Consider the following 25,544-nt stretch of genomic DNA (forward strand, 5'->3'; position numbering starts at 1 on the left):
CTTGCTTGTGGTGTGTGGGTTCGTGATGGCGGTCATTTCTTCAGCAGCGGGCAGGCGCTTTCTTCGGGTGTCGCGAACGCTTCCTTGCCCGGGATCACCTGAACCAGCTTCTCGTAGTCCCAGGCGCCCTTGGATTCCGCCGGCGATTTCACCTGCACGAGATACATGTCGTGGATCAACTGGCCGTCCTCGCGCAGGAAGGCGTTGCGGGCAAAGAAGTCGTCGATCGGCATGTCCTTCATCTGCGCGATCACCTTGGGGCCGTCATCGGTGCCTGATTTCTCGACCGCCTTGAGATAGTTCATGACCGCGGAGTAGAGGCCGGCCTGCACCATGGTCGGCCGCTTCTTGGTCCTGGCCATGAAGCGCGCGGCAAAGTCGCGGGTCTTGTCGTCGAGGTCCCAATAGAAGGCGGTGGCGAGCTGCAGCCCCTGGGCGGCCTGCAACCCGATCGCGTGGATGTCGCTGGTCTGCATCAGGAAGGCGGCGAGCTTTTGCTTCTGCGCCATGCCGAATTCCTGCGCCTGCCGGATCGAGTTGGCGAGGTCGCCGCCGGTGTTGGCAAAGGCGATCACATCCGCCTTCGAGCTCTGGGCCTGCAGCAGATAGGACGAGAAATCCATGCTGTTGAGCGGATGCCGGACCTCGCCGGCGATGCTGCCGCCGACTTTCTCCACGGTCTTGGCGGCGTCGTTGCGCAACGCGTGGCCGAAGGCGTAGTCGACCGTGACGAAGTACCAGCTCTTGGCGCCTGATTTAGCCAGCGCCCGAACCGTGCTGTTGGCGAGCGCATAGGTGTTGTAGGTCCACTGCACCGAATTCGGCGAGCAGCCCTTTCCGGTCAGGTCGGACGAGCCGGCCGACGACACCAGCATCGCCTTGTTCTTCTGCTTGGTGAGTTCCAGCACCGCGAATGCGACAGCGGAATTGGCGAAGTCGACGATGACGTCGACATTCTCCTGCTCGTACCAACGCCGCGCGATGCCGGCGCCGATGTCGGCCTTGTTCTGATGGTCGGCATCGACCATCGCGATCGGCTTGCCCAAGACCTTGCCGCCGAAATCCGCGATCGCCATCCGGACCGCTTCGACCGCGCCGGGGCCGGCAGCGTCGGCATAGAGGCCGGCCTGATCGGTCAGCACGCCGATCTTCACCATGTCGTCGGAGACCTGCGCGTGAGATGGCGCTGCGAAAGCGGCCGACAGGATTGCAGCGCTCGCGGCGATCCACCCGTATCTCGATGTCATTGTCCCTGGTTTCCTCTAGTTCGCTTGCCTTATGGCGTTGGTCTTGTCTTGCCGCAGGTCGATCATGCCGGGATGCGCCTGCGGGTCCCTGTCGGTGCCGAGCAGCGTGTGCTTCTGGATCTTGTTGGTCGAGGTCAGCGGCAGCTCGGCGACGAAGGCGATCCACGCCGGCAGCTTGAACGGTGCCAGGCGCTCACGGCAGAACTGGAAGATGTCCTGCGCGAGTTGACGTGAGGGGTCGGCGCCGTCGTTGATGACGATGAAGGCCGCAACCTCCTCGTCGCGGATCGGATCGCGCGCGGCAACCACGGCCGCCTGCTTGACCAGGTCCGATGTCGTCAGAACGGCCTCGACCTCCGCCGCCGAAATGTTCTCGCCGGCGCGCCGGACCAGATGCTTCAGCCGGTCGACGAACACGAAGGCGCCGTCCTCGTGCTGCCAGGCGCTGTCGCCGGTATGAAACCAGCCACCGCGCCAGGCCTGCTCGGTGGCTTCGGGATCCCTTAGGTAACCCGAGAAGAAGCCGCGCCGCGGCGTTGCCTCCGAATGGCGCACACAGAGTTCGCCGACCGAGCCCGGTGGCAGCGCATTGTCGTCGGCATCGAGGATGATCATCTCTAGCCCGGGAACGCTGCGGCCGATCGTGTTGGTCTCGAGATGGCGCGGCTCGACCGTGTTGAACGGGCTGCGACCGGTCTCGGTCATGCCCCAGCCCTCGACAAAGGGGATGCCGAAGCGTTCGCGGGCCCGCGCGCGCTGCTCGGGATTGGCGCCGACGCCCATCGAGAAGCGCAGCGCGTGGGCTTTCTCATCCGGCGTTTCCGGCTGTGCGAGCAGGGCCGCGACGATCACGCCGAGATAATGCAGCACGGTTGCGCGGCAGGAGACGACGTCGCGCCAGGCAAACTTCGCATTGAAGCGTTCCGGCAGGATCAGGCAGCCGCCGGTCAGCATCATCGCGATCGGGGTCAGCGTCAGGCCGGCCATGTGGAACAGCGGCAGTGGGCTGTACAGGCGCTCCGTTCCGATATGATACGTCGCCTCGCCGCCGTGGCTGATGTACCAACGGCCGGTCGAGACCACGTATTCATTGGTCAGGATGCATCCCTTCGGACGCGCCGTCGTGCCTGACGTGTAGAGCAGCGCAGCCTCGGTCTCGCTGCCCGGCTCGCCGGTGCGTGGCGGTGCGCGCAGGGCACGTGGGATTTGCGCGACGCCCGCGCCGAGGTCGTCACCGGAGACGGTGAGCAGCGGGACATCGCCGCTGAGCGCCTTCTGCAATTCCTTCTGGTCGTGCAGCGTGACGATCAAATCGGGTTCGGCATGCGCGATCAGGTACGCGATCTCAGCCGCGCGGTAGGCCGGGTTGATCGGAACGATCGAGACGCCGAGACCGTTGAGCGCCAGCCAATGCACGATGAAATCGGGCCGGTTCTCCAGCAGCAGGCAGGTGCGATGTCCATGGCCGAAGCCGGCCGCGCGGTACTGATCGCGCAATGCGCAGACCTGCCGCGCAATGTCGCCATAGGACAGTTCGACGCCATTGGGAAAATAGGCGCGGTCGGGGCGTGCGGGAATGCAGAGGAAAGGTTTGAACGCTGCCGCATCTGATGTCGCAGCGAACGCGCTGAACACGGTGTACATCGTGGCGAGACTTCCCTTTGACTGCCGCTGATCGATGTCAACGATGCGGTTCCGAAAGAGCCGGGTGCTTCGTTGAGCGCATCGTCATGCGATCGCGACGTTGCGGAAGCTATAAGGACGAATAATATGCTGTCAAATCCATTATGAGTTTCCATAAAACTCATATGTAGTTTGAAGTCGAAATGGGAGGTAACGAGATGAAGATGCATATGCTGTCGGGCGGACGTCTCCAGATGTCGAAGCGGACCTATCTGCCCGATGCGCCGCGCGGCGAAACGATCGATCTTCCGGTGTCCTGCGTGCTGTTGCGGCACGCGCAGGGCAACGTGCTGTTCGACACCGGATGCCATCCCGATGTCGCGACCGATCCCGAAGGACGGCTCGGCACGCTGGCAAAATACATGCGCCCGCTCATGCCGGCGGGCGACCATGTGCTGACGAGCCTGAAGGCGGTCGGCCTTGGGCCTGATGATATCGACGTGGTGATCTGCTCTCACCTGCACACCGATCATTGCGGCTGCAACGCCTTCTTCAAGAAGGCGACGATCTTCGTGCACGCGCTCGAGCTCGAGGCTGCGAATGCCGACAACGCGTTCGATCGCGGATACATCAAGGCGGATTGGGATCATCCGCTGAAGATGGAAATCTTCGATAAGCAGATGGATGTGTTCGGCGACGGCAGACTGACGCTGGTCCCGCTGCCGGGACATTCGAAGGGAACGACCGGCGCGCTGGTCAAGCTCGACCAGAGCGGAGAATACCTGCTCGCGTCCGACGCGCTCAGCGTGCGCGCCAATCTCGATCAGCGGACCTCACCGAGGAACAGCCTCGATGTCGAGCAGTTCCTGAACTCGCTCGACGAGATCGCGAAGCTCGAGGCGTCAGGCGTCAAGATCATTTGCGGCCATGACGAAGCGCAGTGGGCCGGTCTGCAGAAGGGTCCAAACGCCTATTTGTGATGGACTGGCGCGGTTTGCAGATTTATTTCCGCGCGATATGGTACGCCACCGCCGGAGTTCATCTGGCTCACAACAACAAGGAAAATGCAGATGTCCAAGGATGGTTTGTGCGCGATCGTGACGGGGTCGGCATCGGGACTCGGCGCCGCCACCGCGCAAATCCTCGCCACGCAGGGCGCGCGCCTCATCATCAACTATTCCAACAGCAAGGCGGAAGCCGAAGCGACCGCGGAAGCCTGCCGCAAGCAGGGCGCCGAGGTGCTGGTGGTGCAGGGCGACGTCTCGCGCGACGAGGACTGCAAGAAGATCGCGGCCGCCGCGCAGAGCTGGGGGCGGATCGACGTGCTGGTCAACAATGCCGGCACAACCAAGCATGTGCCGCATCACGATCTCGACGGCCTGACCGCAGAGGATTTCCAGCGCATCTATGCCGTCAACACCATCGGCCCGTTCCAGATGGTCCGTGCAGCGCGCGCTCTGCTCGAAGCCGGCGCGAAGGCCTCGGGCCGTCCCTCGGCAGTGGTCAACGTCTCCTCGGTCGCCGGCATTTCCGGCGGCGGTTCGTCGGTCGCCTATGCCGCGAGCAAGGGCGCGCTGAACACCATGACGCAGTCGCTGGCGCGCGCGCTGGCGCCCTTGATCCGCGTCAACACCGTGTGCCCGGGCTATATCGATACGCCCTGGTTCACCAAGGGCCGCGGCGAGGAGCAGGCGAAGCAGGTGCGCGATACCGTGATCGCGCGCGTGCCGCTGAAGGTCGCATCGACGGCGGAAGACATCGCCAACCTGGTCTGCTTCCTGGCGAGCCCGGCGTCGAGCAACATGACCGGCGAGTTCGTCCGCATGGACGCCGGCATGCATCTCATTCAGTGACGCGGCTTTCGCGTGGTTGCAGAAACGACAATGCCCGGGCCAAGGCCCGGGCATTTTGATTTTGCAGCAGTGTCGCGGCTTGCTTTATTTGTTGCCGATATCCGGAATCACGCGCGCCGCCACCAGCCGGTTCCAGATGAACAGAACCACCAGCGCGCCGATCGTGGCGGTGATGAAGCCAGCACCCTGTTCAGGACCGTAATGGCCGATCGCCTGACCGATGAAGGTCGCGAGAAACGCGCCGGCGATGCCGAGCACGGTGGTGAGAATGAAGCCGCTTGGATTGTTCGGGCCCGGTGACAGGAACCGCGCGATGATCCCCGCGACAAAGCCGACGATGATGATCCAGATGATGCCGCCCATGACTGTCGTCCTCCTCAGATGGAATCAACGCTGCCGCTAAAGCCTGCGGTGCAGCTCGTCGCCGCTCGGCAGCCGGCCGTCCGGCGTCAAATGATTGATCGCGTCGGGCAGATATTGGCTGAGGCCCTGCAGCAATTGGTCGCGCGACATGCCGCTCTGCGACGCCAGCGAATCGATCTGATCGGCGCCGAGCGCGTTGGCGAGATCGCCGGGCGCGATCTGCTTGTTGGGACCGTTGCTGACCCAGGAATTGGCCGCGTCGCCATGGCCCTTCTGCTGCAACTGGTTGAGCAGATCGCCGAGGCCGCCGCTGAGCACAGTGCCGGCAGCGCCGCCGGCGAGAAGGCCGCCGAGGCCGCCCTTGAGGAGATCACCGAGACCGCCACCACCCGGCAGGCTCGCCGTGACGTTGCCGGGGAGTTGCGGCGCCTGCGCCGGCTTCGGCTCAGGCTCAGAGGCGGTCGCGCCCGGCTGGCCGCCGGAGAAATGCTTGACTGCCTTCCAGGCGAGCAGCGCCAGGATAGCCATCGTCATCGGCGACATGCCGCCGCCGCTCGAACTGTCGGATGATGTGCTGGGCGCGCTCGGACCGCGGGGGCCGTTCTGCATGCCGTTGAGTACGTCGAGTAGACCCATGATCGTCTCCTGCCGCAACCGTGCCCCGTGCGCGAAACATAGCTTCGGCCCATGACGGTTACAAGGCGGGCCGCCCGCGGCCGGTGCGTCGAAATAGGCAGGCAACCCCAGGTCTGCTATCGAGGTCTGCTATCGAGGCTGCTATCGAGTTTTGATGAACGGACGTTTAGCCAGATGAACGAGGATCGGCCGATCGGAATTGCGGGCGCCGGAAGCATCGGCTGCTTCGTCGGCGGCATGCTGGCTGCCTCGGGCCGCCGCGTCGTTCTGCTGGCGCGGCCGCGGCTGATCGGGGAGATCACCGCAGGCGGATTGCGGGTCAGCAGTTTCGACGGCTCGGCACGAACGGTGTCGGCCGACCGGCTCATTCTGTCCGACGATCCGTCGATCCTGCGCGACGTGCAGACGGTGCTGGTGACGGTGAAGAGCGCCGATACCGGCGAGATGGCCGACGTCGTCGCACGCCACGCACCCGCTGATGCCGCGGTGATCAGCCTGCAGAATGGCGTCGGCAATGTGCCCTTGCTGCGCGACCGCTTGCCGGGCCGCAAGGTGCTCGGCGGCATGGTGCCGTTCAATGTGGTGGCGCTCGGCGACGGCCGCTTCCATCGCTCGACCTCGGGCGACATCGTGATCGCGCAGGATGATGCCGGCACCGCGGCGCGGCTCTCGGTGCCGGGCCTTGCGGTCAAGCCGACCTCCAATATCGACGGCGTGCAGTGGGGCAAGCTCGTCGTCAATCTCAACAATGCGCTCAACGCGCTGTCCAACATTCCGCTGCGGCAGCAACTCGCACAGCGCGGCTGGCGACAATTGTTTGCCGACCAGATGGCCGAGGGCCTCGCCGCGGTGCGCGCCGAGGGCATCGCGCCGGCGTCGCCGACGCCGCTGCCCTCGAGCTGGATGCCGCCCTTGTTGCGGCTGCCGGATGCGCTGTTCGACCTGCTGCTCGGCCGCACCATGAAGATCGATCCCGAAGCGCGTTCCTCGATGTGGGAGGATCTGCAGCGCGGCCGCCGCACCGAGATCGATTATCTGCAGGGCGTGATCACCGCGATCGCCGATCGCCGCGGCCTTGAGGTGCCGCTGTCGCGCCGCGTCATCGCGCTGATCCGGAAGGCGGAGGCTGACGGCAAGGGATCGCCGGGGCTGACACCGGAGCAGATTCGTGCGGCGATGCCATGAGCACCGGCGATCGTCCGGCCGATCAATCGGGCAACCGAGGAGGTGACATCATGAAACGGTCTTGCATCATGCTGCTCACGCTTGTTGCGTTCGCGGCCGGCCCCGTTCGCGCCGCGCCGCCGACCGTGGTGCCGTCGCCGGGCTATGATGCGCGCTTGCAGGAGCAGCGCGCGGCGGCCGCGGCCGCGAGCCGATCGGCCATGCCTGCGCACAGGCCGGTCAGGCACCGACACCACAGGCGCGGCGACATGCGCTGATCGATGAGAGAGAAGATCTGAGATGAAGCCGCTCGTTCTCGCGCTCACCCTGCTGCTTGGCTCGGTTACGGCGGCAAGCGCCGCCGACTATGCCGGTTCGATCAGTGCCTACCGGCGCGCCAACCGCATGCCCGCGGTGAAGCTCGACGCGAAGCTGAATGCGATGGCGCTGAAGCAGGCGCAGGCAATGTCGGCGACCGGATCGGTCAGCCATTCGGCCGGCGGCAGCTTCTTCACGCGGATCGCGCCTTTGAAGAAGCAGCGCGCCGCCGAAAATATCGGCGCGGGGTTCATCGCCTTCGCCGAGATGTTGAAGCAGTGGGAGAATTCGCCGGGCCATCGCGAGAACCTGTTGATGCCGGGCGCCAAGCGCGTCGGCGTGGCCTTCGTCGACAACCCGAAATCGCCGTACCGCAGGTTCTGGGCGATGGTGATCACCGACTGAGGTCAGTTCGTTCGCTTAGCCAGCTTGGTTGGTGGCGGCGAGGCCGGTGTGAACAGCTTCTTCAAGCCATCCAGTCCCTCGGAAAGCCGCGGCCATTCGCAGGAGAACGTGCCCTTCACGCAGTTCGCTGCCTGCGGCCGCACCTTGGGAAGAGGGGCAACGGCAACCCGCGGCTTGACCGGCCGTGCGGCCGGGACGGGGACCTTCACCGGCTCGCTCTGCAGTGATGCCTGCTGAATCTGCGGCGGCTGCTTTTCCTGCCGCTCCAGCTGCTTGGCGTTGAACGCCGCGACGATGCTCGAGCGGCGCTCCTTCTCGAGGTAGCCGGTATATTCTTGGTCGATCTTCTTCTGCTCGTCCGGCGTCGGATTGGGGCCGGCGATGTCGAAGCTGCGGTCCTGCATGAAGTCGTAGTAGGTGTAGCCGCCGCCGGGCTTGCGGCGCCCGGCAAACTTGGCGTTGCAATCGGCAAGCTGCGCGGTCCTGTCTTCCTTGGTCTTCGCCTTCTCGGCGAGGTCGGCGCAATCTTCGAAATCCTTCGGCGCGCTGCGCCACCATTGGGCGTGCGCGCTCATCGGCGCCAGCATGAAAGCGGCGCTGACAACGGCAACGGCTAACGCCGATGATCGTGACAGCATCACGGACATTTAAACCAAACTCGAACGACACAGAGTGAACGGATTGTCGCCATTTTGGTGACGCTTGTCACCCCGGAACCGGCCGATTTCCCTGACCATTTGTCATGCTTGATCTGATGAAATATTTGGCGCGCATCATTGGAATACCTGAAGAATTCGCAGCCGGTGGTACCGCGGAACTTGGGAACAATTCGGCTCGAATCGTTCACTTCACCCGGTGCAGCAAGGCGACCAGTTCCGCCTGCCGGTGCGTGCCGGTCTTCTGGAAGATCGTCTTGAGCTGATTGCGCGCGGTGGCAAGCGCCACGCCGGCCTCTTGCGCTGCCGCTTCGACGGAATCGCCGCGTGCAAGCCGCGTCGCAAGGCGCGCCTGTGCCGGCGTCAGCTCGAATGTCGCCGCCAGCAGCGCCTGGTCGAACGCGGCGCTGCCTTCGAGATCGCGGATCAACAGGATCGCGCGCGCGCCGAGGAAGGGCGAGCGCGCGGCGGGCGGCACCGGCTGCATCTGGATCACGATCGGCCGCTTGTCGATCCTGCGTACCACGATCGGCGATGACGGCAGCGGGTTCAGGTCGGAGCTGTGGGCCAGCTGGTCGATCAGCCTGGTGAGATCGGCATTGGCTTGCCGGTCGAGCAGCGTGAGGCGGTTGTTGCGGATCGCAAGGTCATGGCCGAGGCAGGCTTCGGCCTGGCCGTTCATACCGATGATGGCGCCGAAGCGGCCGACGGCAATCGCGGCGAGCTGGATCAGATCGAGTGCGCTGGCGATGCCGGCAATTGTGGAGCGGCCGACCGCGGCGGACAGAGTCGCGGCCTCCGTGAGCCGCGCCGACACCCTTGAGAGCGCCTTGACCTCGTCGGCATCGAACATGCCTTCCTTGGGTGTGCGCTGGATGGTCAGGGCCCACAATGCCGGGCCGGAGTGGAAGCCGATCGCGGCGAACCATTTCAGTCCGAAATCGCCGAGCGTGGCGTAGAGCGGATCGCGCAGCATCTCGGTCTCGGAGCCGAACAGATCGCCATCAGTGATGACGTCGACACCGGCGTGCATCAGCGGTACACCGCGGGCCGCGCGGATGTCGGTGACATGAAGATTATGCGGGAAGTAGGTCTTGGTGAAATACTCGGTGATCGATTTCGTGCGCGGAATGTCTTCGGTGCGAATATCGCTCTGAAGCATCGCAGCCCCGGTCGCGCCGACAGCGGCGCAGACCTCGTCCATGAAGGACGGCCAGGTCGTTGGATCGAGAACCACGTCGCCGAGGCGCGCAGTCACATCGTCAAGCCTGTGCAGGTCGACCAAAGGTTCAGCTCCGCCCTATGCAGAGGTTCGTTGTTTCGTGTGGCGAAATAGATTGCGCCTGTTTTCGCCCGGTACCGTGCATAAGAAGGCCCCGGCCGCCCGACATGCAAGTGAAATCGACCACACGGCCAAGGCCGGGCCCCGGAACTTCTGGCGAAACATCATCGAAAATCGGCGAGCGGTGCGGACCCACCGCTACCGCAAACGCGGATCCTGGCGGTGATTGGCCTCGGTCAGCGCCACGCGGCAGAAACTGGCGGCAACCGCAACGACGTCCTCGACCGGTTGCGGATATTGCCTGGAGACCCAGCGCAGCGCGATCGAGATGACGGCGCCGACCATGCCGTTCGAGAGCAGCGTGGCCGTTCCGCTCTTGTCGCTGCCTTTCGCATCGAGCGCCGGCGGCACCAGGATGTCGCTGAAGACGCGCAGCGCGTCGAGCTTGACGGCATCGACCGCCGGGCTGATGCCGGAGATCTCCAGCAGGAAGACCCGCGCGGGCTTCGGGTGCTCCTTCAGCCGAGTGAAATACAGCGTCAAGGCGGCGCGCAGCCTCATCTCGGCATCGTCGCCGCCAGCCGCGGCAGCGGCCGTCATCTCCTCATGGAGGTGGCCGACGACATGGTTGTAGGCCGCGATCAGCAACGCCTCGCTGTTGGCGAAGGATTCGTAGAAATAGCGCTCGGTCAGCTCGGCCGCCTCGCAGATCGCCTTCACGGTCGCGCCGCGATAGCCGACCTCGCCATAGACCTCGATCGCCGCATCGATCAGCTTCAGCCGCCGCTCCGCGCGACGTTCCTCGGCGTCCATACCGCCATAGAGGCGGGCTCTCCGGCTGCTTGCCATGAAAGTCTATTGACATGAGGCGTTGTCAGATGTCAAGTTATCTGACAATACGGATTGTCAATACTGCTGCGGGAGGGTCAGGGAATGTCTGCTCATTTCGACGTGTTGATCGTGGGTGCGGGATTGTCGGGCATCGGCGCCGGCTATCATTTGCAGGCCAACTGCCCCGACCGCAGCTACGCCATCCTCGAAGGGCGCGATTGCATCGGCGGCACCTGGGACCTGTTCCGCTATCCCGGCATCCGCTCCGACTCCGACATGTACACGCTCGGCTATTCGTTCCGGCCGTGGACCGAGCCGAAGGCGATCGCCGATGGTCCCTCGATCCTGAACTATGTGCGCGAGACCGCGCGCATCTACGGCATCGACAAGAACATCCGCTTCAACCACCGCGTCGTGCGCGCCGACTGGTCGTCGGCGGATTCACAATGGACGGTCGAGGTCGAGCGCGGGCCGGAGAAGACGATCGAGCGCTTGACCTGCACCTTCCTGTTCATGTGCAGCGGCTACTACAAATACGAGCACGGCTACACGCCCGACTTCCCCGGCATCGCCGATTTCGCCGGCCGCGTCGTCCATCCGCAGAAATGGACCGACGACATCGACTATGCCGGCAAGAAGGTCGTGGTGATCGGCAGCGGCGCCACCGCGGTGACGCTGGTGCCGGAAATGGCCAAGACCGCGGCCCATGTCACGATGCTGCAGCGTTCGCCGACCTATGTCGTGGCGCGGCCGGATGAAGACAAGGTCGCCAACTGGCTGCGGGCGCGGCTGCCGGCCAAGCTCGCTTATGGCCTCACGCGCTGGAAGAACGTGCTGTTCGGCATGTATTTCTACCGGCTCTGCAAGCGCGATCCGGAGCGCGTGAAGAAGCTGATCCTCGGCGGCGTGCGCCATGCGCTCGGCCCCGCCTACGACGTCGCCAAGCATTTCACGCCGAGCTACAATCCGTGGGACCAGCGGCTCTGCCTGGTACCGAACGGCGATCTCTTTCAATCGCTGCGCAGCGGCGAGTCGTCCGTGGTCACGGACCAGATCGAAACTTTCACGCCCGGCGGCATCAAGCTCAAGAGCGGCAACGTCCTCGACGCCGACGTCGTGGTGACCGCGACCGGCCTCGATCTGCAGGTGCTCGGCGGGCTCGAGATCAAGGTCGACGGCGCTGATGTCGATCTGTCGAAGACCATGAACTACAAGGGGCTGATGTACTCGGGCGTGCCGAACCTCGCCGCCGCCTTCGGCTACACCAACGCGTCATGGACGCTGAAATGCGACCTGACCTGCGAATATGTCTGCCGCATGCTCAACCACATGAAGGCGCATGGCTACGCGCAAGTCACGCCGCGGCGGAACGATCCGACTGTCACCGAACTGCCCTGGGTGGATTTCTCCTCGGGCTATATCCAGCGCGCGGCCGCCAGGTTCCCCAAGCAAGGCTCGCGCCGGCCGTGGCGGCTCTACCAGAACTATGCACTCGACATCATGACGCTGCGCTTCGGCGCGCTGAAGGATGAAGCGATCGAGTTTCTGCCCGCACAGCGGGCAAGCGCGGCCGATGCCGCCGCGAGCCCGGCCCGGCAGGTCGCATAACGCGGCAAGCGCCGAGCTCCGCGCAACTTCGCGCGCGACCGGTATGACGCGGGCTGGCGATCACGCGGCGCCTCTGCTATGGGATGGCGGCGCCCGCGTGCTTCGGCTCGCGGGCGGTGCGGTCCCGTAGCTCAGCCGGATAGAGCGACGGTTTCCTAAACCGTAGGTCGGAAGTTCGAGTCTTCCCGGGATCGCCAGCGCTGTTGCCGAGCTTAATGCAACAAAATCAACAATTTTCGCTCCGTCCTGTTCGTCGTCGACGACGTCTTCGCCATCTACCGGCATTTGTTGGCGGCGAGCTCGGCAGCTTGGCGGGGTAACGGCCGGCGGCGAGTTCGGAGAAAATGGCGGCGCATTTTCGGCCCGCCCGCAATGCGTGCGAATGTGACAGAGCCGCACAAGTCGGCTGCGCGCGATTGGCGGACCATCGCGATGCCGCCGCTCCAGCGTGATTGACGCACTTGTAGAGAGATTGCTGCAATCTGCGCCGAGAAATCGCGACACAACCATTTCGGCACAAGCCCGAAATTGACATCTACCCCGCGTCACGCCAACCTTTCGCAAGGCTCACCTTGCCGCGCTGTCATGCACGACCCGACCCGCGGCGCTCATTGTCTCTTGAAAGAATGCCATGCCAGGTCTCATGCGTAACACCACGATGCTGACCACGGATGCAATCGGCGCATCGGACGTTCCACATCGCACCATGATCGCACGCCGCCAGCTGCTGCGGTTTTTCGCCGGCAGTCCTCTGCTCACGGCGGGTTCGCTCGGGACGATCGCCAGCTTGTTGACGGCCAACCCGCAGCAGGCGTTGGCGCAGAGCTATGACGTGCTGCGCGGCTCCCGGCGAACGCTCGGCTCGGACGGCATCATCACCTCGGCAGCCGATGCGCTCGACGTCTTCGAGTTCGAGCCCGCGGCGAAGAAGGCCGCGTTCAGCCAGGAGGCTCCGGCGCATTGGGGCTACCTTCAGAGCGGCGTCGATGGCGACGTGACGCGCGATGCCAACCACACGGCCTACGCGAAATACAACATCCGCGTCCGGCGCCTGATCGATGCGCGCAAGGTCGACACCAGCGTGAAGATTTTCGGCGAGACCTGGGCCAGCCCGATCTTCCTTTGCCCGGTCAGCAGCCTCGGCGCCTACGATCCCGAGGCCGGGGTCACGGTGGCGCGCGCCACCGCCAAGCGCGACCATCAGATGATCCTCTCGACGGTCGACAATGCGAGCATCGTCGATGTCAACAAGGCGCATGGCCGGCCCGCCTGGTTCATGCTGTATCCGACCGACGACTGGAATGTGACGAAGGCGCTGGTGCAGCGGGCTGAGGGCGCCGGTTCTCCGGCGGTCGTCCTCACGGTCGACCGCCAGGGCGGCCGCAACACCGAAACCCTGTTCCGCGAGCGGCGCCTCGACCAGCGCGACTGCACCGGCTGCCACACGCCGGGCTTCACCAACGAAGTCAGCCGCAAGGCCAACTTCGCCGATATCGATGTCTCCAAGGTCACCAATCTCTACGGGACCGGGATGACGTGGGAATTCGTCGATCGCCTGCGCTCGATCGTCAAGGGCAAGCTCGTGCTCAAGGGCATCATGACGGGTGAGGACGCCAAGGAAGCGCTGCGCCATGGCGTGGACGGCCTGATCGTCTCGAACCATGGCGGGCGCGCGGAAGAAAGCGGGCAGGCGACGATCGGTGTCTTGACGGAAGTCGTGGACGGGGTCGGCGGTCGCATTCCGGTGCTGATCGACGGCGGCGTTCGCCGCGGCACTGAAGTGCTGAAGGCGCTCGCCTTGGGCGCGACGGCCGTCGGTATCGGCCGACCCTATGTGTGGGGCCTCGCGTCGTTCGGCGAGGCCGGCGTGGACCGTGTGCTCCAGATCCTCGACGACGAGTTCATCACGATCATGCGGCAGGTGGGCGCGGTGAATACCAGTCAGATCACGCGGAACTGCGTCACCAGCGCTTAGCTTCGCGAATCGCTCGGACGATCGAAAGCATGCAGCTGCGGGTGATCGGAAGTCACCGGCGGCAGGTCCCGCGGGCGAAACCCCGAGCGACCGGTGGAAGCGCGTGCGTTGGCAGCAATCGTTCGACAGGAACGGCAATCGCTCTGGCGCAGCCGCCGAGCTGATCGGTTAGACAATTACCCTGTCCAAGGGATGGACGAGGATGGCCGATGATCGGGAAGGACCTCCCGCTTGTTGGCTTCGGGCCGAGCCGGGACGGGTGCTCATAGCGTCGTAAGTTCACGCCCGGTTGTTCGCGCCGTCGATTGTGGTCTCGATCCAATCTGTCTTTCGCCTGACCGTGGGACATGACCAACACTCAATGCTTCGGAGAAGCGACGATGAAGACGCTCTTGTTATTGACGACGATTGCAGGTTGTCTTGCCCTGCCTCCTGTCGCGCAGGCCGACTCGGCCTATGACGGATCCTGGGACCTCGTTTTCGTGACGCAACGAGGCGAATGCGATCCGACCTACAACTTCGCCGTCAACATCACCAACGGAGTGGTCACGCATCCAAATCTGGTGCGGTTCAGTGGCCATGTGACGCGCTCGGGGGCGGTCCGTGCTTCCGTGACCGTTCACGAAAAGTACGCCTCCGGTTCGGGCAGGCTCACCAGGAATTCCGGCCGCGGCACTTGGAACGGCCATTCGGGCGCCGCGCGCTGCTCGGGCTACTGGACCGCGCAACGGAACTAGCGCGCGGCCCGGTGAGGTGATGACCTCGCCGCGCGACCTGCTGGCCGCTACCTCCCCCAAGTTCACCCCAAATTAGGGAACGCCCGGGACAATGGGGAGGGGGCCACCGGAAGACCGCGCGTATGCGAGCTAGCGTTCCAGAACGGGTTGAGCAGGGGGCGCGCGACGCCCTTCGCGATCCGTCGCGCGCCAAGGGCCGGCCGCTCGTTGTCGATGTCGACGAGGTCATGGTTCCGGGAAGCTCCTTCCTGCCCGACATCGCTTCCCAATTGAGCCATCGCTTTCGCGCGTTCACCGCAGCGATCGCAGTTGCCTTCGGACTGCAAGCGCGAACGGTGCCCGGCGCTGATGCATCGGGTTTCGATCCGTCCCGCGCGCAATTCGACCGCGACGTCGTGACGTTGCTGTTGCAGGTGCTGGGCGAAGGCCGTCCCGTCTATCTCTGTTCGGAAACCTACCCCGAGCCGTTCGTCAGCGCGGTCGCCGAGCATCTCGGCGTCTTCACTGCCTGGGCTGCCGTGCCTGGCGGCCAATCGCCGGCGCGGAGCGAAGAATTGCCGCCCGTGCTCCGTCAGGGCTTTGACTATATCGGCAGCGCGACGGTCGCGTTGCTGGACTTCGCAACGCGCGTCGCGCGCCCCGCTCGATCCGGGCCGGCTGCGCCCGCGCGGGCTGGTGTGCGCAGCTGGCTGAAGCTGTTCCGGGTGCATCAATATGCCAAGAACGCCCTCGTGCTGGTGCCGTTGCTGACCGCGCACAAATTCGCTGCGGGAACGGCCGCGACATCGCTGCTGGCCGTGATCGCCTTCTCGCTCTGTGCATCAGCCGCCTACATCCTGAACGACATTCTCGACATCGAGGCCGACCGCGCGCATCCGGCCAAGCGCGACCGTCCGCTCGCAAGCGGCACGATTGCGACGCCGCAGGCTGTCGGCGCGATGGTCCTGGCGCTGGTCGCCGCATGCGCGATCGCATTGTCGATATCGGCCGAGTTCGGCGGCGTCCTGCTCGGCTATTTCGCGCTGACGACTTGCTATTCGCTGTGGCTCAAGCGCATCGCGACCGTCGATGTCGTCGTGCTGGCCACGCTCTATACCGTTCGCGTGATCGGCGGCGCGGTCGCGATCGACGTGCCGATGTCGGAATGGCTGCTGGCGTTCTCGCTGTTCATCTTCATGTCGCTGGCGCTGGTGAAGCGCTATGTCGAGCTCGCCGGCCAGCCGGACGGTGCCGTGCTGGCGGCGCGCGGCTACCAGGTCGACGACAAGTCGATGGTCGCGATCCTCGCGGCCGCGTCGGGCTTCAATGCCGTCGTGATCTTCACGCTCTACATCTCATCCGATACGGTCCGTGCGCTCTACGGCCATCCGCAACTGCTCTGGGCCGGCTGTCCGATCCTGATGTACTGGATCGGCCGTGTGATGCTGTTCGCGCAGCGCGGATTGATCGACGACGATCCGGTGATGTTCGCGCTGCGGGACCGCGCCAGCTGGATCGCCCTCGGCGCGATCGGCGTCATCATGCTCGCCGCCATCTAGCGATGCCGGCGGCCGCCTTGCCAGGACGCGCGACAGTGGCCTCTGATCCGGGAGAGGTTGGCCTCTCCGGCTGGGGCAACTACCCCAGGGTGCCGACTGAACTGCTGGCGCCGCGCACGCCCGCGGGTGCGCGGGACCTTCTGCTCGGGCGGTCCGGGGTCGTTGCACGCGGCGCGGGCCGCGCCTATGGCGATGCGGCGGTCGGGACGCATTCGACGATTTCATCGCGCGGCCTGAACCGGATGCGAAGCTTCGATGCCGCGACCGCCCAGCTGACGGTCGAAGCCGGCGTGACCATCGCCGACATCCTTGCCGCGTTCGAGCCGCGCGGCTTTTTCCTCAAAGTCGTACCTGGCACGAAATTCGTGACGGTCGGAGGCGCGATCGCGGCCGACGTGCATGGCAAGAACCACCATCGCGACGGCGGCTTCGGCACGATCGTCGAGTCATTCCGCCTCGCGCTGCCGGGCGGCGAGATCGTCAGCTGCTCGCGCTCGGAAAACGCCGCGTTGTTCGCGGCGACGCTCGGAGGCATGGGCCTGACCGGCATGATTCTCGACGCGACCCTGCGGCTGCTTCCGATCGAGACCGCCTGGCTGCGGCAGGACACGCGCGTCGCCGGCAATCTCGATGCGGCGATCGATCAATTGGAGAACAACGCATCGACCACCTATTCGGTGGCCTGGATCGACTGCCTTGCGCGCGGCGCAGCGCTCGGACGCTCGCTGGTCTATCTGGCCGAGCACGCCTCGCGCCGCGACAGGGAGTTGCTGGGCCCCGACCTCGAGCCGTTTCCTAGCCGTCGAACGGCGCGATTGTCGGTGCCGGAATTGTTTCCCGGATGGCTGCTCAATCGCGCTTCGATGCGGGCATTCAACGAATTGTACTTCCGGCGCGGCGCCGCGCAGCAGGGCAGGCCGCGGCTCGTGCATTGGGATCCCTATTTCTTTCCGCTCGATGCGATCGCCGACTGGAACAGGGTCTACGGCCGGCGCGGCTTCGTGCAGTATCAATGCGTGATCCCGCTCGACCGCGCACGGCGCGTGCTTGCCGACATTCTCGATCTTGTATCCCGCCGCGGCGACGCCTCGTTTCTTGCCGTGCTGAAGCAGCTCGGCGACGCAAGCGGACTGATATCATTTCCGCGACGCGGCTACACATTGACGATGGATTTCCCGGTCACCGACACGCTGTTCGCGTTTCTTGATCAGCTCGACGCGCTGGTGGTCGATGCCGGCGGCCGGCTCTACCTCGCCAAGGACGCGCGGCAGTCCCGCGCCACATTCGAATCCGGATATCCCGGCCTCGCGGCCTTGCGGGACATCCGCCAGCAGACCGGCGCGAGCACGCGCCTCGTTTCCCATCTTTCAGCACGGCTTGGAATTTGATGACCGATACGAAATCAATTCTGGTGATCGGCGGCAGTTCGGATATCGGGCACGCGACCGCGCTGCGCTATGCGAAGGAGGGATGGCGCGTGACGCTCGCCGCCCGCGATCTCGAGGCCGCACAGCGTAACGCCGACGATATCAGGACGCGCAGCGGCGTCGAAACATCGGTTCAGGCGCTGGACCTGCTGCAGGCCGGGCAGCTTGCCGGCTTTGTCGCCGGCCTGTCCACGCTTCCGGACACTGTGGTGTGCGTCGTCGGGGAGCTCGGCGATCAGCTGCGTGCCCAGACCGATCCCGAGCTTGCGACGACGATCATGCGGACCAACTTCGAGGCACCGAGCCTGTTGCTCGAACAGTTCGCGCAAGCCTTCGGCGCGCGCGGTTACGGCACGATCGTCGGCGTCAGCTCGGTTGCCGGCGACCGCGGGCGGGCCTCGAACTACTATTACGGCGCGGCCAAGGCCGGCTTCTCGCAATTCCTCTCCGGCTTGCGCAACCGCCTGGCGCTGGCGGGCAAGGTCCGCGTCGTCACCGTCAAGCCCGGATTCGTGCGCACGAAGATGACGGCGCATATGAAACTGCCGGCGCCACTGACCGTCGAGCCGGATCGGGTTGCGGAGGATATCTACCGGGCCGATGTGACCAGGCCGCGCGACGTGATCTATGTGGCCAGGCGGTTCCGGCTGGTGATGACGATCATTTGCGCGCTGCCGGAGCCGATTTTCAAGCGGATGCGCATCTGACGCCGGCGTCGCCAATCGCTTCCGTTCGCGAGCTGCGCAGCAGCAGGATCCCGACAATCAGCGTGATCAGCGGAAGCATCGCAAAGCCGCCGATCGACAGCGCGCCGAGCGACGCTTCGCCCTGGTGGGGAGCCGCCATCTGTGTCGCCTGCAGGTAGCCGGCCGCGCCGATCGGGATCGGCAAGGCGTAGATGATGCCTCGCTCCCACTCCCGCGCGCTCGCCAGCAGCGCCGGCAACAACAGCGCAAGGCCAATGCTGAAGATCAGGAAGTCGTAGTCGTAAGCGTAAGGGCTGATGCAGGCCGACACGATCGCGACGAGGCCGAGGCTGTCGCGTGCCGGCATCCTCCGGTAGGCTGCGATGAGAACCACGGCAAGCGCCAGCACCGCGACGACGCCCTGGGCGACAAACGATGCCGAGGCGGACATCCCTACGGTTCGCAACGCCGCATAGATCGAGATCATGCGATGCATCGGGTAATTGCCGTGCTCCAGGAACACCGACGAATCGCGCACGCTCTGCAGGAATGCGCTCCAGATCCCGATGCCAAAGATCGCCGTGCAGATCGCGGAGCTGATCAGCACGACGGCGGCGGCTGTCGTCACCACGACCCAGGAACGTCGCAGGACGGCGTAGACCGCGAACGCGATGGCGAGATGCGGCTTGATGACCATGAGGCCAAGGGCGATGCCTGCGAGCATCGGCCGCTCTTCAAAGAACAGGCAGACCATGCCGATCAGCGCGGCCGTCAGCAGGCCGTTCTGTCCGCATGCCAGCGTGATCCCGATCGTCGGAAAGAACACGATGAGCACGAGCACGAAGCTGTTGCCTGCGAGGCGGCGCAGCACGGCGAGGTAGAGCGCGAACGTCGAGGCCGCGAACAACAGATAGGCAATCCCGACCGGGATCAGCGCGAACGGTGCCAGCAGCAGGCTGAACTGCGGCGGATAGGTCCACGACATGAAGCCGTCATGTCCGCCCGACGCCTCCTTCTGGATGGCGATGAGTTTTGCGAACTGATAGGCCTGATCCACGGTGCCGAGCCACACCAGCTTCGCGGTGATGTAGAAGGCAGCAAAGTCGACCAGCTCGCGGCCATGCCCGAGCCCCACCTGGGCGAGCCACACCGCCTTGAAGACGATGGCTATGGCCAGAAGCACGAGGATTCCGCGGACGTAAGCGGATCGTTTCGACGTGGTCGATTGAATTGCTTCAAGGGTAGTTGCGAACATCAAGCCGGGCCCTGTTTCGGCAATTCAGGCTAGGTCGAATAGGTTAAACAGTCGAAAAATCGGCCGGGGAGGGTGGTGCCGGAATGGGTGGTATCTTGGTGCCCGGTTCCTGGCGGGCGGCCGGATGCGAGTTTCGCTGGACGCTCCGTCGGCGGCAGTGATAACGGCTGAGGAGACATCTCTCGACGGATCGCATGCCGAAACCTCCGCCCCCTTCCGCCAATCGCGGGCCCAGCCCATCCCCGGTTCTGCAACGTGCCGTCGCCGCATTGCAGATGGGGCAGATCGTCGAAGCCGAGCGGCTGGCGGCCGAGGTCTTGAAGGCCAACCGGAACGATGTCGGTGCGGCCTCGATCCTGGCACGGGCGCTGATGATCCAGAACCGCAACGCGGAGGCGATCGCGCCGCTCGAGCGCGCCACGCGCCGCGTCGAGGATCCCGGTCTCGAGACCCTGCTCGGCGCGGCGCTCGGCGGCGCCGGTCGCGGCAACGAGGCGATCGACGTGTTGCGGCGGACCACCGCGCGGCGGCCGCCATACCTTCCCGCATTTCAGGCGCTGGCGGGGCAATTGCATGCGGCCGGCCGCATCGACGAGGCGGTTGCCGTCATCGAGAGCGCGCTCGTGCTCGCGCCCGGGAGCCTCGAGTTTCAACTCCTGCTCGCGCAGCTGCTGCCCCAGCGTAACGAGCGCGGCCGCGCGCGCGAGATTCTGGAGAAGCTGCGCATGGCCGCGCCGGGACATCCCGATGTGCTGGCCGCACTCGCACGCGTGCTGCTGCTCGATGGCGAGTATGCAGCCGCGGCGGATCTCTACCGCCAGGTCGTGGCGCAGCGCCCCGACGATCCCCTGATGCGTCTCAGCTTCTCCGCCAGCCTTCTGGAAATGGGCGACCGCGCCGCCGGCGAAGCCAATTTGCGTCTGGCGTTGCGCGGCCGGCCGCAAATGATCGGCCGCACCACGGCCGCGCTGATCATGTCATCGCATGGCCGCTTCTTCTTCCGTCGCAGCGCGTTTGCCAAGTTTCTGAGCTAGCGCGGTCGAGCGAAGCAGGCGGCCGACGGCCGCGCCACGCACTTGCCGTCGTCCCTGCGAAAGCAGGGACCCATAACCACGAACGGTCATTGTTACACGACGCTGGAACGACGAGTCCCGTTCACAACATCCGCCGCGGCGTATGGGTCCCTGCTTTCGCAGGGACGACAAGCGGTGGGAGTTTTGTCCCCACCGACACCCGTCCACGGGTGCGCCGCCAGGCCTCCCGCACGCCCGATCTACGCTACGTCCGGAACTGGCGGCGATAGAGTCCCGGTTCGCGGGCCATCCTGTTGGACAATTCCTGGGCGCGCGATGTTTCGTCCGGCGTCATCGCCGCAGTCTGCGCGACCCAGTTTTCGCGCTTCACCGGGAAGCACTGCGCGACCGGAGTGCCCTTGGGCAAGACGCCGTTGAAATTGGTGTCGTGCCAGCGCGCCGGGAAATGCACCCAGCTGTCATGAAACAGATCGCAATCGACCATTCCGGTCAGCGTGGTGAACGGCAGGTCGAACCGATTGACCGGATGGGTGAAGAACAGCGAGTAGCCCGCCGGCGCCTCGATGGTCCACAGATTGACGAACTTGATGACGAAGCGGTCGGCCTCGAACAGCGGTGAGCCGACCACCTGGCTTTCGTCGTGGAAGCCGACCGGCGAGCGCGGGAATTCGAGCGCGCCTCCGGCCGGAAGGTCGTTGTCCCACGTGATCTCGCCGTTCTCGACCTTGAGATCGCAGACCAGCGGCATCAGGAAACCCGATGTCATCGCATCGACGAATGGCGGGCAGCGCTTGACGGTATCTTCCTCGCGATTGCTCATCGTGTTGAAGGCCTGCGTCGGCATCGCCTTGAGCCATCCGGGAAGACCCATTGACGCAGGCACCGGCGGCGGAATCTTGCCTTCAAGCTCCGCCGGGCAGCGGAATTTGATGGTTATCGCTTCGTTGTTGTTGGACACGGCTTTGGCCCTTGGTTCGTTCGGTGTCGGCAGCGCCCTTGCGCCAGTCGATGCTGCTCTAGCATGCGATGACGGGGCGGAGAAAGCAGCCGCATCGGTCGCGGGGCTGACTGCGGTATGGAGCTATAAGTTGTTGTTATCATGACGGATAAGGCAAGCCCTCGATTCCCGGTGCGGCGCGGATGCCGATCCTGTTTTGAGGCGTCTTTCGGTTCGCCGGTGTGCAAGACTTTGCCGATAGGCATTGGCTTTCGATGGCTGTCGGGCGCATCATGGCTGCTGTCGCTGACGACAAGGTTTGCAGCAGGTAACGGAGGGACCGATGGCCGAATCGAAGGTTGAGACCGTCAACACCGCAGGCGCCGCGCCACCCTCCGGCGACAGCGGCAATGTGAGCGAGCTTGCGATCGCGACCGTCCGCACCGTGCCGATCGAGCAGGCGCAGTCCCGTACCGAGCACGATCTGCTCGGCGAGGATGACGTGCCGGCCAATGCGCTGTGGGGCATCCACACCAAGCGCGCGGTGATGAACTTTCCGATCACCGGCGTGCCGGTTGGCCATTTCCCGGAATTCGTCCGCGCCCTGGCGCTGGTGAAGCAGGCGGCGGCACGCGCCAACAAGCGCCTCGGCTATCTCTCGCCCGAAAAGGCCGATGCGATCGACAAGGCCTGCACCAAGGTCGCGACCGACAAGGTCTATGCCGAGTCCTTCGTCGTCGATGCGATCCAGGGCGGAGCCGGCACCTCGACCAACATGAACGCCAACGAGGTGATCGCCAACGTCGCGCTCAAGCTGATGGGCAAGAAGCCGGGCGATTACCACACGCTGCATCCGAACGACGACGTCAACATGGCGCAGTCGACCAACGACGCCTATCCGACCGCGCTGCGGCTTGCGGTGATCTTCGCCACCCAGCCGCTGATACGCGCGCTCGATGACCTCGCCTATGCCTTCAAGGGCAAGGCGGTGGAATTCGCCGACGTCCTGAAGATGGGCCGCACCCAGCTTCAGGATGCGGTGCCGATGACGCTCGGCCAGGAGTTCGACGCCTTCCACGCCACCGTGAAGGAAGACGTCGCACGGCTGAACGAGATCTCGAGCCTGTTCCGCGAGGTCAATCTCGGCGCCACCGCGATCGGCACCGGCATCAATGCCGATCCGCGCTATGCGGCGCTTGCGGTCGAGGAGCTGTCGCGGCTGTCGGGCCAGCCGATGGTGCTGGCCTCGAACCTGATCGAGGCGACCTCCGATCTCGGCGCCTTCGTGCTGTTCTCGGGCGTGCTGAAACGCGTTGCGGTCAAGGTGTCGAAGATCTGCAACGACCTGCGGCTGCTGTCGTCTGGGCCGCGCACCGGCATCGGCGAAATCCGCCTGCCGGCGGTGCAGGCCGGCTCGTCGATCATGCCCGGCAAGGTCAATCCCGTGATCCCGGAGGTGGTCAACCAGGTGGCGTTCCTCGTGATCGGGCACGACCTCACGGTGACGATGTGCGCCGAAGGCGGCCAGCTCCAGCTCAACGCGTTCGAGCCGACCATCGGCTATTGCGTGCTGAGCTCGCTGCGCATGCTGACGGCGGCGATCGATACGCTGACCAAGCGTTGCGTCGACGGCATCGAGGCCGATCGCGAGCGTTGCCGCAGCCTGGTGCAGGGCTCGATCGGCCTGATCACGGCTCTGGCACCGGCGCTCGGCTATGAAGCGAGCTCGCGCGTGGCGCGCCGCGCGCTGAAGGAGAATCGCTCGGTCGCCGACATCGTGCTGGAGGAAAAGCTCTTGACCGAGGAGCAGCTCAACCAGCTGCTCGAGCTCGAAGCCATGACCCGCCCGGCGCGCCGGCAGCCCGTGCCCAAGTTGAAGGAGAGTTGAGAGCAGGCGCCACGGAGCGCGAGGCCGGACACACGAACCTGCGATTCGTCGTGCTCGGGCTTGTCGCGGGCGTCCACGCCTTCAATGTCGCTTGCGCAAAAGACGTGGATGGCCGGGCCAAGCCCGGCCATGACGGTATGTGTTGATCACCGACGGCTACAGCGTCTTGATGAACTCGATCAGGGCGCGACGCTCGTCCTTGCTAAGCCCCGGTCCGATCACGCCGGGGCCCTTCTCGTCCGAGAATTCGTGGCCGGCATTGCTGTTGCCGCGCTTGGTGGTGTCGAGCGCGAAGACGTTCTTGATCTTGTTCGAGAAGTATCCGAGATCCTTCGGATCATACTCGCGACCGCCGAGATAGACCATCGAGGGACGCTCCTTCACCGGCGACAGCAGCGCGTAGATGGTCGGCACCGACCCGTTGTGCAGGTAGGGCGGCGTCGCCCAGATGCCGTTGAGTGGCCGGACCTTGTAGGCGAGCGGCGCCTGGATCTCGTTGGGCCGGTAGCCGTTGATGCGCTTGCGATCCTCGGACGGGATCTTGTTCTGGTCGTACCAGTAGTCGACGGTCTTCTCGACGAGCTCGCCGAGCGCCGGCCCAAAGCTGCCGTCCTTGATCTTCAGATTAGCCGGCGTTTCGACCGTGCGGCTCGCAAGGCCTTCGGCCTGCGCGCTGTCGGTACCGATATGACTGATCGGAATCATCTCGACGTCGAGCAGCATCTGGCCGGCGTCGTTCTTGATCCAGCGCTTGTCGTCCTCGAACAGCGCTAAGGCGTCGCCCGGCGGGAGCGCTTTGCTGTTGATCGCCGGGCCGTGGCAACCCTTGCAATGCGTGTTGTAGAGTCTGCCGCCCTCCGTCGCGAGAGGCATGTTGATCTGCCCCAGGATGTTCTCGGGCCATTTCGGCGATGCCAAGCCGTCAAAGCCTTTCGTCTTGCTGGGCGGCTCGCCGGCGATCATCCGTTCCATCTCGTGCAGCACGTCGATCCGCGCGCTCGACTTGAACAGGCCCTTGGACTCGTCGAGCAGATTGAGCTCGGCGCTGACGCCGAGCGCCTCGCCGGCATTGCGCACCATCGGCTGCATGATCGAGCCGTCATACTGCACCCAGCTGAACCACGGCGCGTTCCAGATCCGCGGGAAATGCACCGGCGCCGAATGCGAGGCGTAGTTGTTCGGATTGTTCAGGTCGATCGAGAACACCTGGTTGCCGATCCGGTTGAGCGCGTCGAGCCGCGCATAGCCCTCCACGACGCTGTTGGCGGCGACCTTGTTCTCCAGCGCATTGATATTGGCGTACTGCTTCAGCACCAGATCGAGCTGGCCGCGCAGCGCCATGCGCTCGTCGACGGTCGAATCCTTGCCGAGGATCTCGTCGGCGAAGCGCGCGAAGCGGCCCGGCCAGAACCGCGTCAGCAGCAGCGAGACGCCGACGCCCTTCTGGAACTCGAACAGATTGGTATTGGCCGGCCCGCCGTCGATCACGATCTCGGTGCCACGAAAGGTGAAGCTTCCGGTGTGGCAGGCCGCGCAGGTCAGCCCGACCCCGGTCATGTCGGCCTTGCTGTGCGGGTTACGCCACGGCGCGCCGTTGGCATCGGCCATCGGGCCGCCCTGCGCAAAGCCGATCGGCAGCGCATCGGGCTTGCCCGGGATCACGGTGTCGGGAATAAAGCCGAAGCGGCCGAGATAATTGGTCTCGCTGAGCTTTGGCGCCGCCGTGAACGGCGGCCAGATCGTCGGCTGCTCCAGCGCCATGAACCATTCATGGGGAATGCCGAAGGTCCGCGTGCCCTGGTCGGCGTGGTAGAACCAGCGCAGCTGCTCGGCGCTGACGTTTTGATCCAGCCACACGGTCTTGGCCGGCGGCTGGTAGTCGACGACCTTGACGCGGAAGCCGCTCACGACAGTCTCGAGATCGTCCTTGAAGTAGAGGACGCCGGCGACAATCAGCAGTCCGATGATAAAAATCGTCTTGCGAGGCATGCCCCATCCCCCAAATTCGCGGTACCTGCGCGTCATATTGTTGAGATCTTAAGAATCGCCAAAACAGGTTCGCGCTAAGCGTGTATCACGAT

23 protein-coding genes and 1 tRNA gene are annotated in these 25,544 nt (G+C 64.8%); 14 read left to right on the plus strand and 10 right to left on the minus strand.

All coding sequences use genetic code 11. The features are described 5' to 3' along the window. Positions 1–32 precede the first annotated feature (32 nt). Both BI327_RS25830 and BI327_RS25835 read right to left on the minus strand, forming a co-directional pair. A complete protein-coding gene (locus tag BI327_RS25830; protein WP_076864076.1) occupies positions 33–1,247 on the minus strand; it encodes an ABC transporter substrate-binding protein in 1,215 nt (404 codons plus the stop codon). 15 nt (positions 1,248–1,262) lie between these two features. Continuing rightward, on the minus strand, positions 1,263–2,891 hold the full coding sequence (locus tag BI327_RS25835) for an AMP-binding protein (RefSeq protein ID WP_076864077.1): 1,629 nt from the start codon (positions 2,889–2,891) through the stop codon (positions 1,263–1,265). 197 nt (positions 2,892–3,088) lie between these two features. On the opposite strand from BI327_RS25835, the gene BI327_RS25840 reads away from it, so the two are divergent. Then, a complete protein-coding gene (locus BI327_RS25840) occupies positions 3,089–3,850 on the plus strand; it encodes an N-acyl homoserine lactonase family protein (RefSeq protein ID WP_076864078.1) in 762 nt (253 codons plus the stop codon). A gap of 90 nt (positions 3,851–3,940) precedes the next feature. Further along, a complete protein-coding gene (locus BI327_RS25845) occupies positions 3,941–4,723 on the plus strand; it encodes an SDR family NAD(P)-dependent oxidoreductase (protein WP_076864289.1) in 783 nt (260 codons plus the stop codon). Positions 4,724–4,807: 84 nt separating this feature from the next. Here BI327_RS25845 and BI327_RS25850 read toward each other — a convergent pair whose 3' ends face one another. Together BI327_RS25850 and BI327_RS25855 are read right to left on the minus strand one after the other, a co-directional pair. Next, the gene (locus BI327_RS25850) at positions 4,808–5,086 is read right to left on the minus strand and encodes a GlsB/YeaQ/YmgE family stress response membrane protein (RefSeq protein WP_076864079.1); all 279 of its coding nucleotides are present in this window, start codon (positions 5,084–5,086) and stop codon (positions 4,808–4,810) included. A 36-nt stretch (positions 5,087–5,122) separates the two neighbouring features. Next, positions 5,123–5,722, minus strand: a complete 600-nt coding sequence (locus tag BI327_RS25855; RefSeq protein ID WP_076864080.1) for a YidB family protein — start codon at positions 5,720–5,722, stop codon at positions 5,123–5,125. Positions 5,723–5,896: 174 nt separating this feature from the next. Between BI327_RS25855 and BI327_RS25860 the strand changes: the two genes are divergently transcribed. From BI327_RS25860 to BI327_RS25870, 3 genes are read left to right on the plus strand one after another with little or no spacing between them, the layout of a single operon-like run. Continuing rightward, positions 5,897–6,907: a 2-dehydropantoate 2-reductase gene (locus BI327_RS25860; RefSeq protein WP_076864081.1), complete on the plus strand. Its 1,011-nt coding sequence runs from the start codon at positions 5,897–5,899 to the stop codon at positions 6,905–6,907. A 50-nt stretch (positions 6,908–6,957) separates the two neighbouring features. Continuing rightward, positions 6,958–7,164, plus strand: coding sequence for a hypothetical protein (locus BI327_RS25865; protein WP_076864290.1), 207 nt, complete (start codon positions 6,958–6,960; stop codon positions 7,162–7,164). 22 nt (positions 7,165–7,186) lie between these two features. Then, the gene (locus BI327_RS25870; protein ID WP_076864082.1) at positions 7,187–7,609 is read left to right on the plus strand and encodes a CAP domain-containing protein; all 423 of its coding nucleotides are present in this window, start codon (positions 7,187–7,189) and stop codon (positions 7,607–7,609) included. 2 nt (positions 7,610–7,611) lie between these two features. On the opposite strand, the gene BI327_RS25875 is transcribed toward BI327_RS25870, so the two are convergent. From BI327_RS25875 to BI327_RS25885, 3 genes are all read right to left on the minus strand, one after another. After that, positions 7,612–8,256, minus strand: coding sequence for a hypothetical protein (locus tag BI327_RS25875; protein WP_076864083.1), 645 nt, complete (start codon positions 8,254–8,256; stop codon positions 7,612–7,614). A 196-nt stretch (positions 8,257–8,452) separates the two neighbouring features. Next, positions 8,453–9,523, minus strand: a complete 1,071-nt coding sequence (locus tag BI327_RS25880; protein WP_143271693.1) for a helix-turn-helix transcriptional regulator — start codon at positions 9,521–9,523, stop codon at positions 8,453–8,455. A 222-nt stretch (positions 9,524–9,745) separates the two neighbouring features. Beyond that, entirely contained in the window at positions 9,746–10,396 is a 651-nt protein-coding gene (locus BI327_RS25885) for a TetR/AcrR family transcriptional regulator (protein WP_076864085.1), read from the minus strand. Between the two features lie 84 nt (positions 10,397–10,480). Here BI327_RS25885 and BI327_RS25890 point away from each other — a divergent pair, with 84 nt between their 5' ends. From BI327_RS25890 to BI327_RS25920, 7 genes are all read left to right on the plus strand, one after another. Then, on the plus strand, positions 10,481–11,986 hold the full coding sequence (locus tag BI327_RS25890; RefSeq protein WP_076864086.1) for a flavin-containing monooxygenase: 1,506 nt from the start codon (positions 10,481–10,483) through the stop codon (positions 11,984–11,986). 120 nt (positions 11,987–12,106) lie between these two features. Continuing rightward, positions 12,107–12,183: transfer RNA gene (locus BI327_RS25895), tRNA-Arg, on the plus strand. Positions 12,184–12,617: 434 nt separating this feature from the next. Then, positions 12,618–13,961: an alpha-hydroxy acid oxidase gene (locus tag BI327_RS25900; RefSeq protein WP_245334930.1), complete on the plus strand. Its 1,344-nt coding sequence runs from the start codon at positions 12,618–12,620 to the stop codon at positions 13,959–13,961. Positions 13,962–14,341: 380 nt separating this feature from the next. After that, positions 14,342–14,698: a hypothetical protein gene (locus tag BI327_RS25905; RefSeq protein WP_245334931.1), complete on the plus strand. Its 357-nt coding sequence runs from the start codon at positions 14,342–14,344 to the stop codon at positions 14,696–14,698. 122 nt (positions 14,699–14,820) lie between these two features. After that, positions 14,821–16,236: a UbiA family prenyltransferase gene (locus tag BI327_RS25910; RefSeq protein ID WP_076864088.1), complete on the plus strand. Its 1,416-nt coding sequence runs from the start codon at positions 14,821–14,823 to the stop codon at positions 16,234–16,236. Between the two features lie 2 nt (positions 16,237–16,238). Beyond that, positions 16,239–17,624 (plus strand): FAD-binding oxidoreductase, encoded by a 1,386-nt coding sequence (locus BI327_RS25915; protein ID WP_076864089.1) that lies wholly within the window; start codon positions 16,239–16,241, stop codon positions 17,622–17,624. Beyond that, positions 17,624–18,370 carry an SDR family oxidoreductase gene (locus tag BI327_RS25920; protein ID WP_076864090.1) on the plus strand — a complete coding sequence of 249 codons (747 nt, stop codon included), beginning with the start codon at positions 17,624–17,626 and terminating at the stop codon, positions 18,368–18,370. The genes BI327_RS25915 and BI327_RS25920 overlap by 1 nt, the downstream gene beginning before the upstream one ends. Here the strand turns inward: BI327_RS25920 and BI327_RS25925 are convergent. Next, on the minus strand, positions 18,351–19,532 hold the full coding sequence (locus tag BI327_RS25925) for a glycosyltransferase family 87 protein (RefSeq protein WP_245334932.1): 1,182 nt from the start codon (positions 19,530–19,532) through the stop codon (positions 18,351–18,353). The two genes, BI327_RS25920 and BI327_RS25925, sit on opposite strands and share 20 nt — an antisense overlap. A gap of 266 nt (positions 19,533–19,798) precedes the next feature. Here BI327_RS25925 and BI327_RS25930 point away from each other — a divergent pair, with 266 nt between their 5' ends. Further along, entirely contained in the window at positions 19,799–20,638 is an 840-nt protein-coding gene (locus BI327_RS25930; protein ID WP_076864092.1) for a tetratricopeptide repeat protein, read from the plus strand. Between the two features lie 244 nt (positions 20,639–20,882). On the opposite strand, the gene BI327_RS25935 is transcribed toward BI327_RS25930, so the two are convergent. Further along, entirely contained in the window at positions 20,883–21,596 is a 714-nt protein-coding gene (locus BI327_RS25935; protein WP_076864093.1) for a hypothetical protein, read from the minus strand. A 322-nt stretch (positions 21,597–21,918) separates the two neighbouring features. Here BI327_RS25935 and BI327_RS25940 point away from each other — a divergent pair, with 322 nt between their 5' ends. Then, complete coding sequence (locus BI327_RS25940) at positions 21,919–23,463, plus strand: aspartate ammonia-lyase (RefSeq protein ID WP_076864094.1); 1,545 nt, start codon at positions 21,919–21,921, stop codon at positions 23,461–23,463. 156 nt (positions 23,464–23,619) lie between these two features. Here BI327_RS25940 and BI327_RS25945 read toward each other — a convergent pair whose 3' ends face one another. Continuing rightward, positions 23,620–25,452 carry a di-heme-cytochrome C peroxidase gene (locus BI327_RS25945; RefSeq protein ID WP_076864095.1) on the minus strand — a complete coding sequence of 611 codons (1,833 nt, stop codon included), beginning with the start codon at positions 25,450–25,452 and terminating at the stop codon, positions 23,620–23,622. Between the last annotated feature and the right edge of the window lie 92 nt (positions 25,453–25,544).

This window comes from Bradyrhizobium mercantei, from assembly GCF_001982635.1.
In the GTDB taxonomy this organism is placed as follows: Bacteria; Pseudomonadota; Alphaproteobacteria; order Rhizobiales; family Xanthobacteraceae; genus Bradyrhizobium; species Bradyrhizobium mercantei.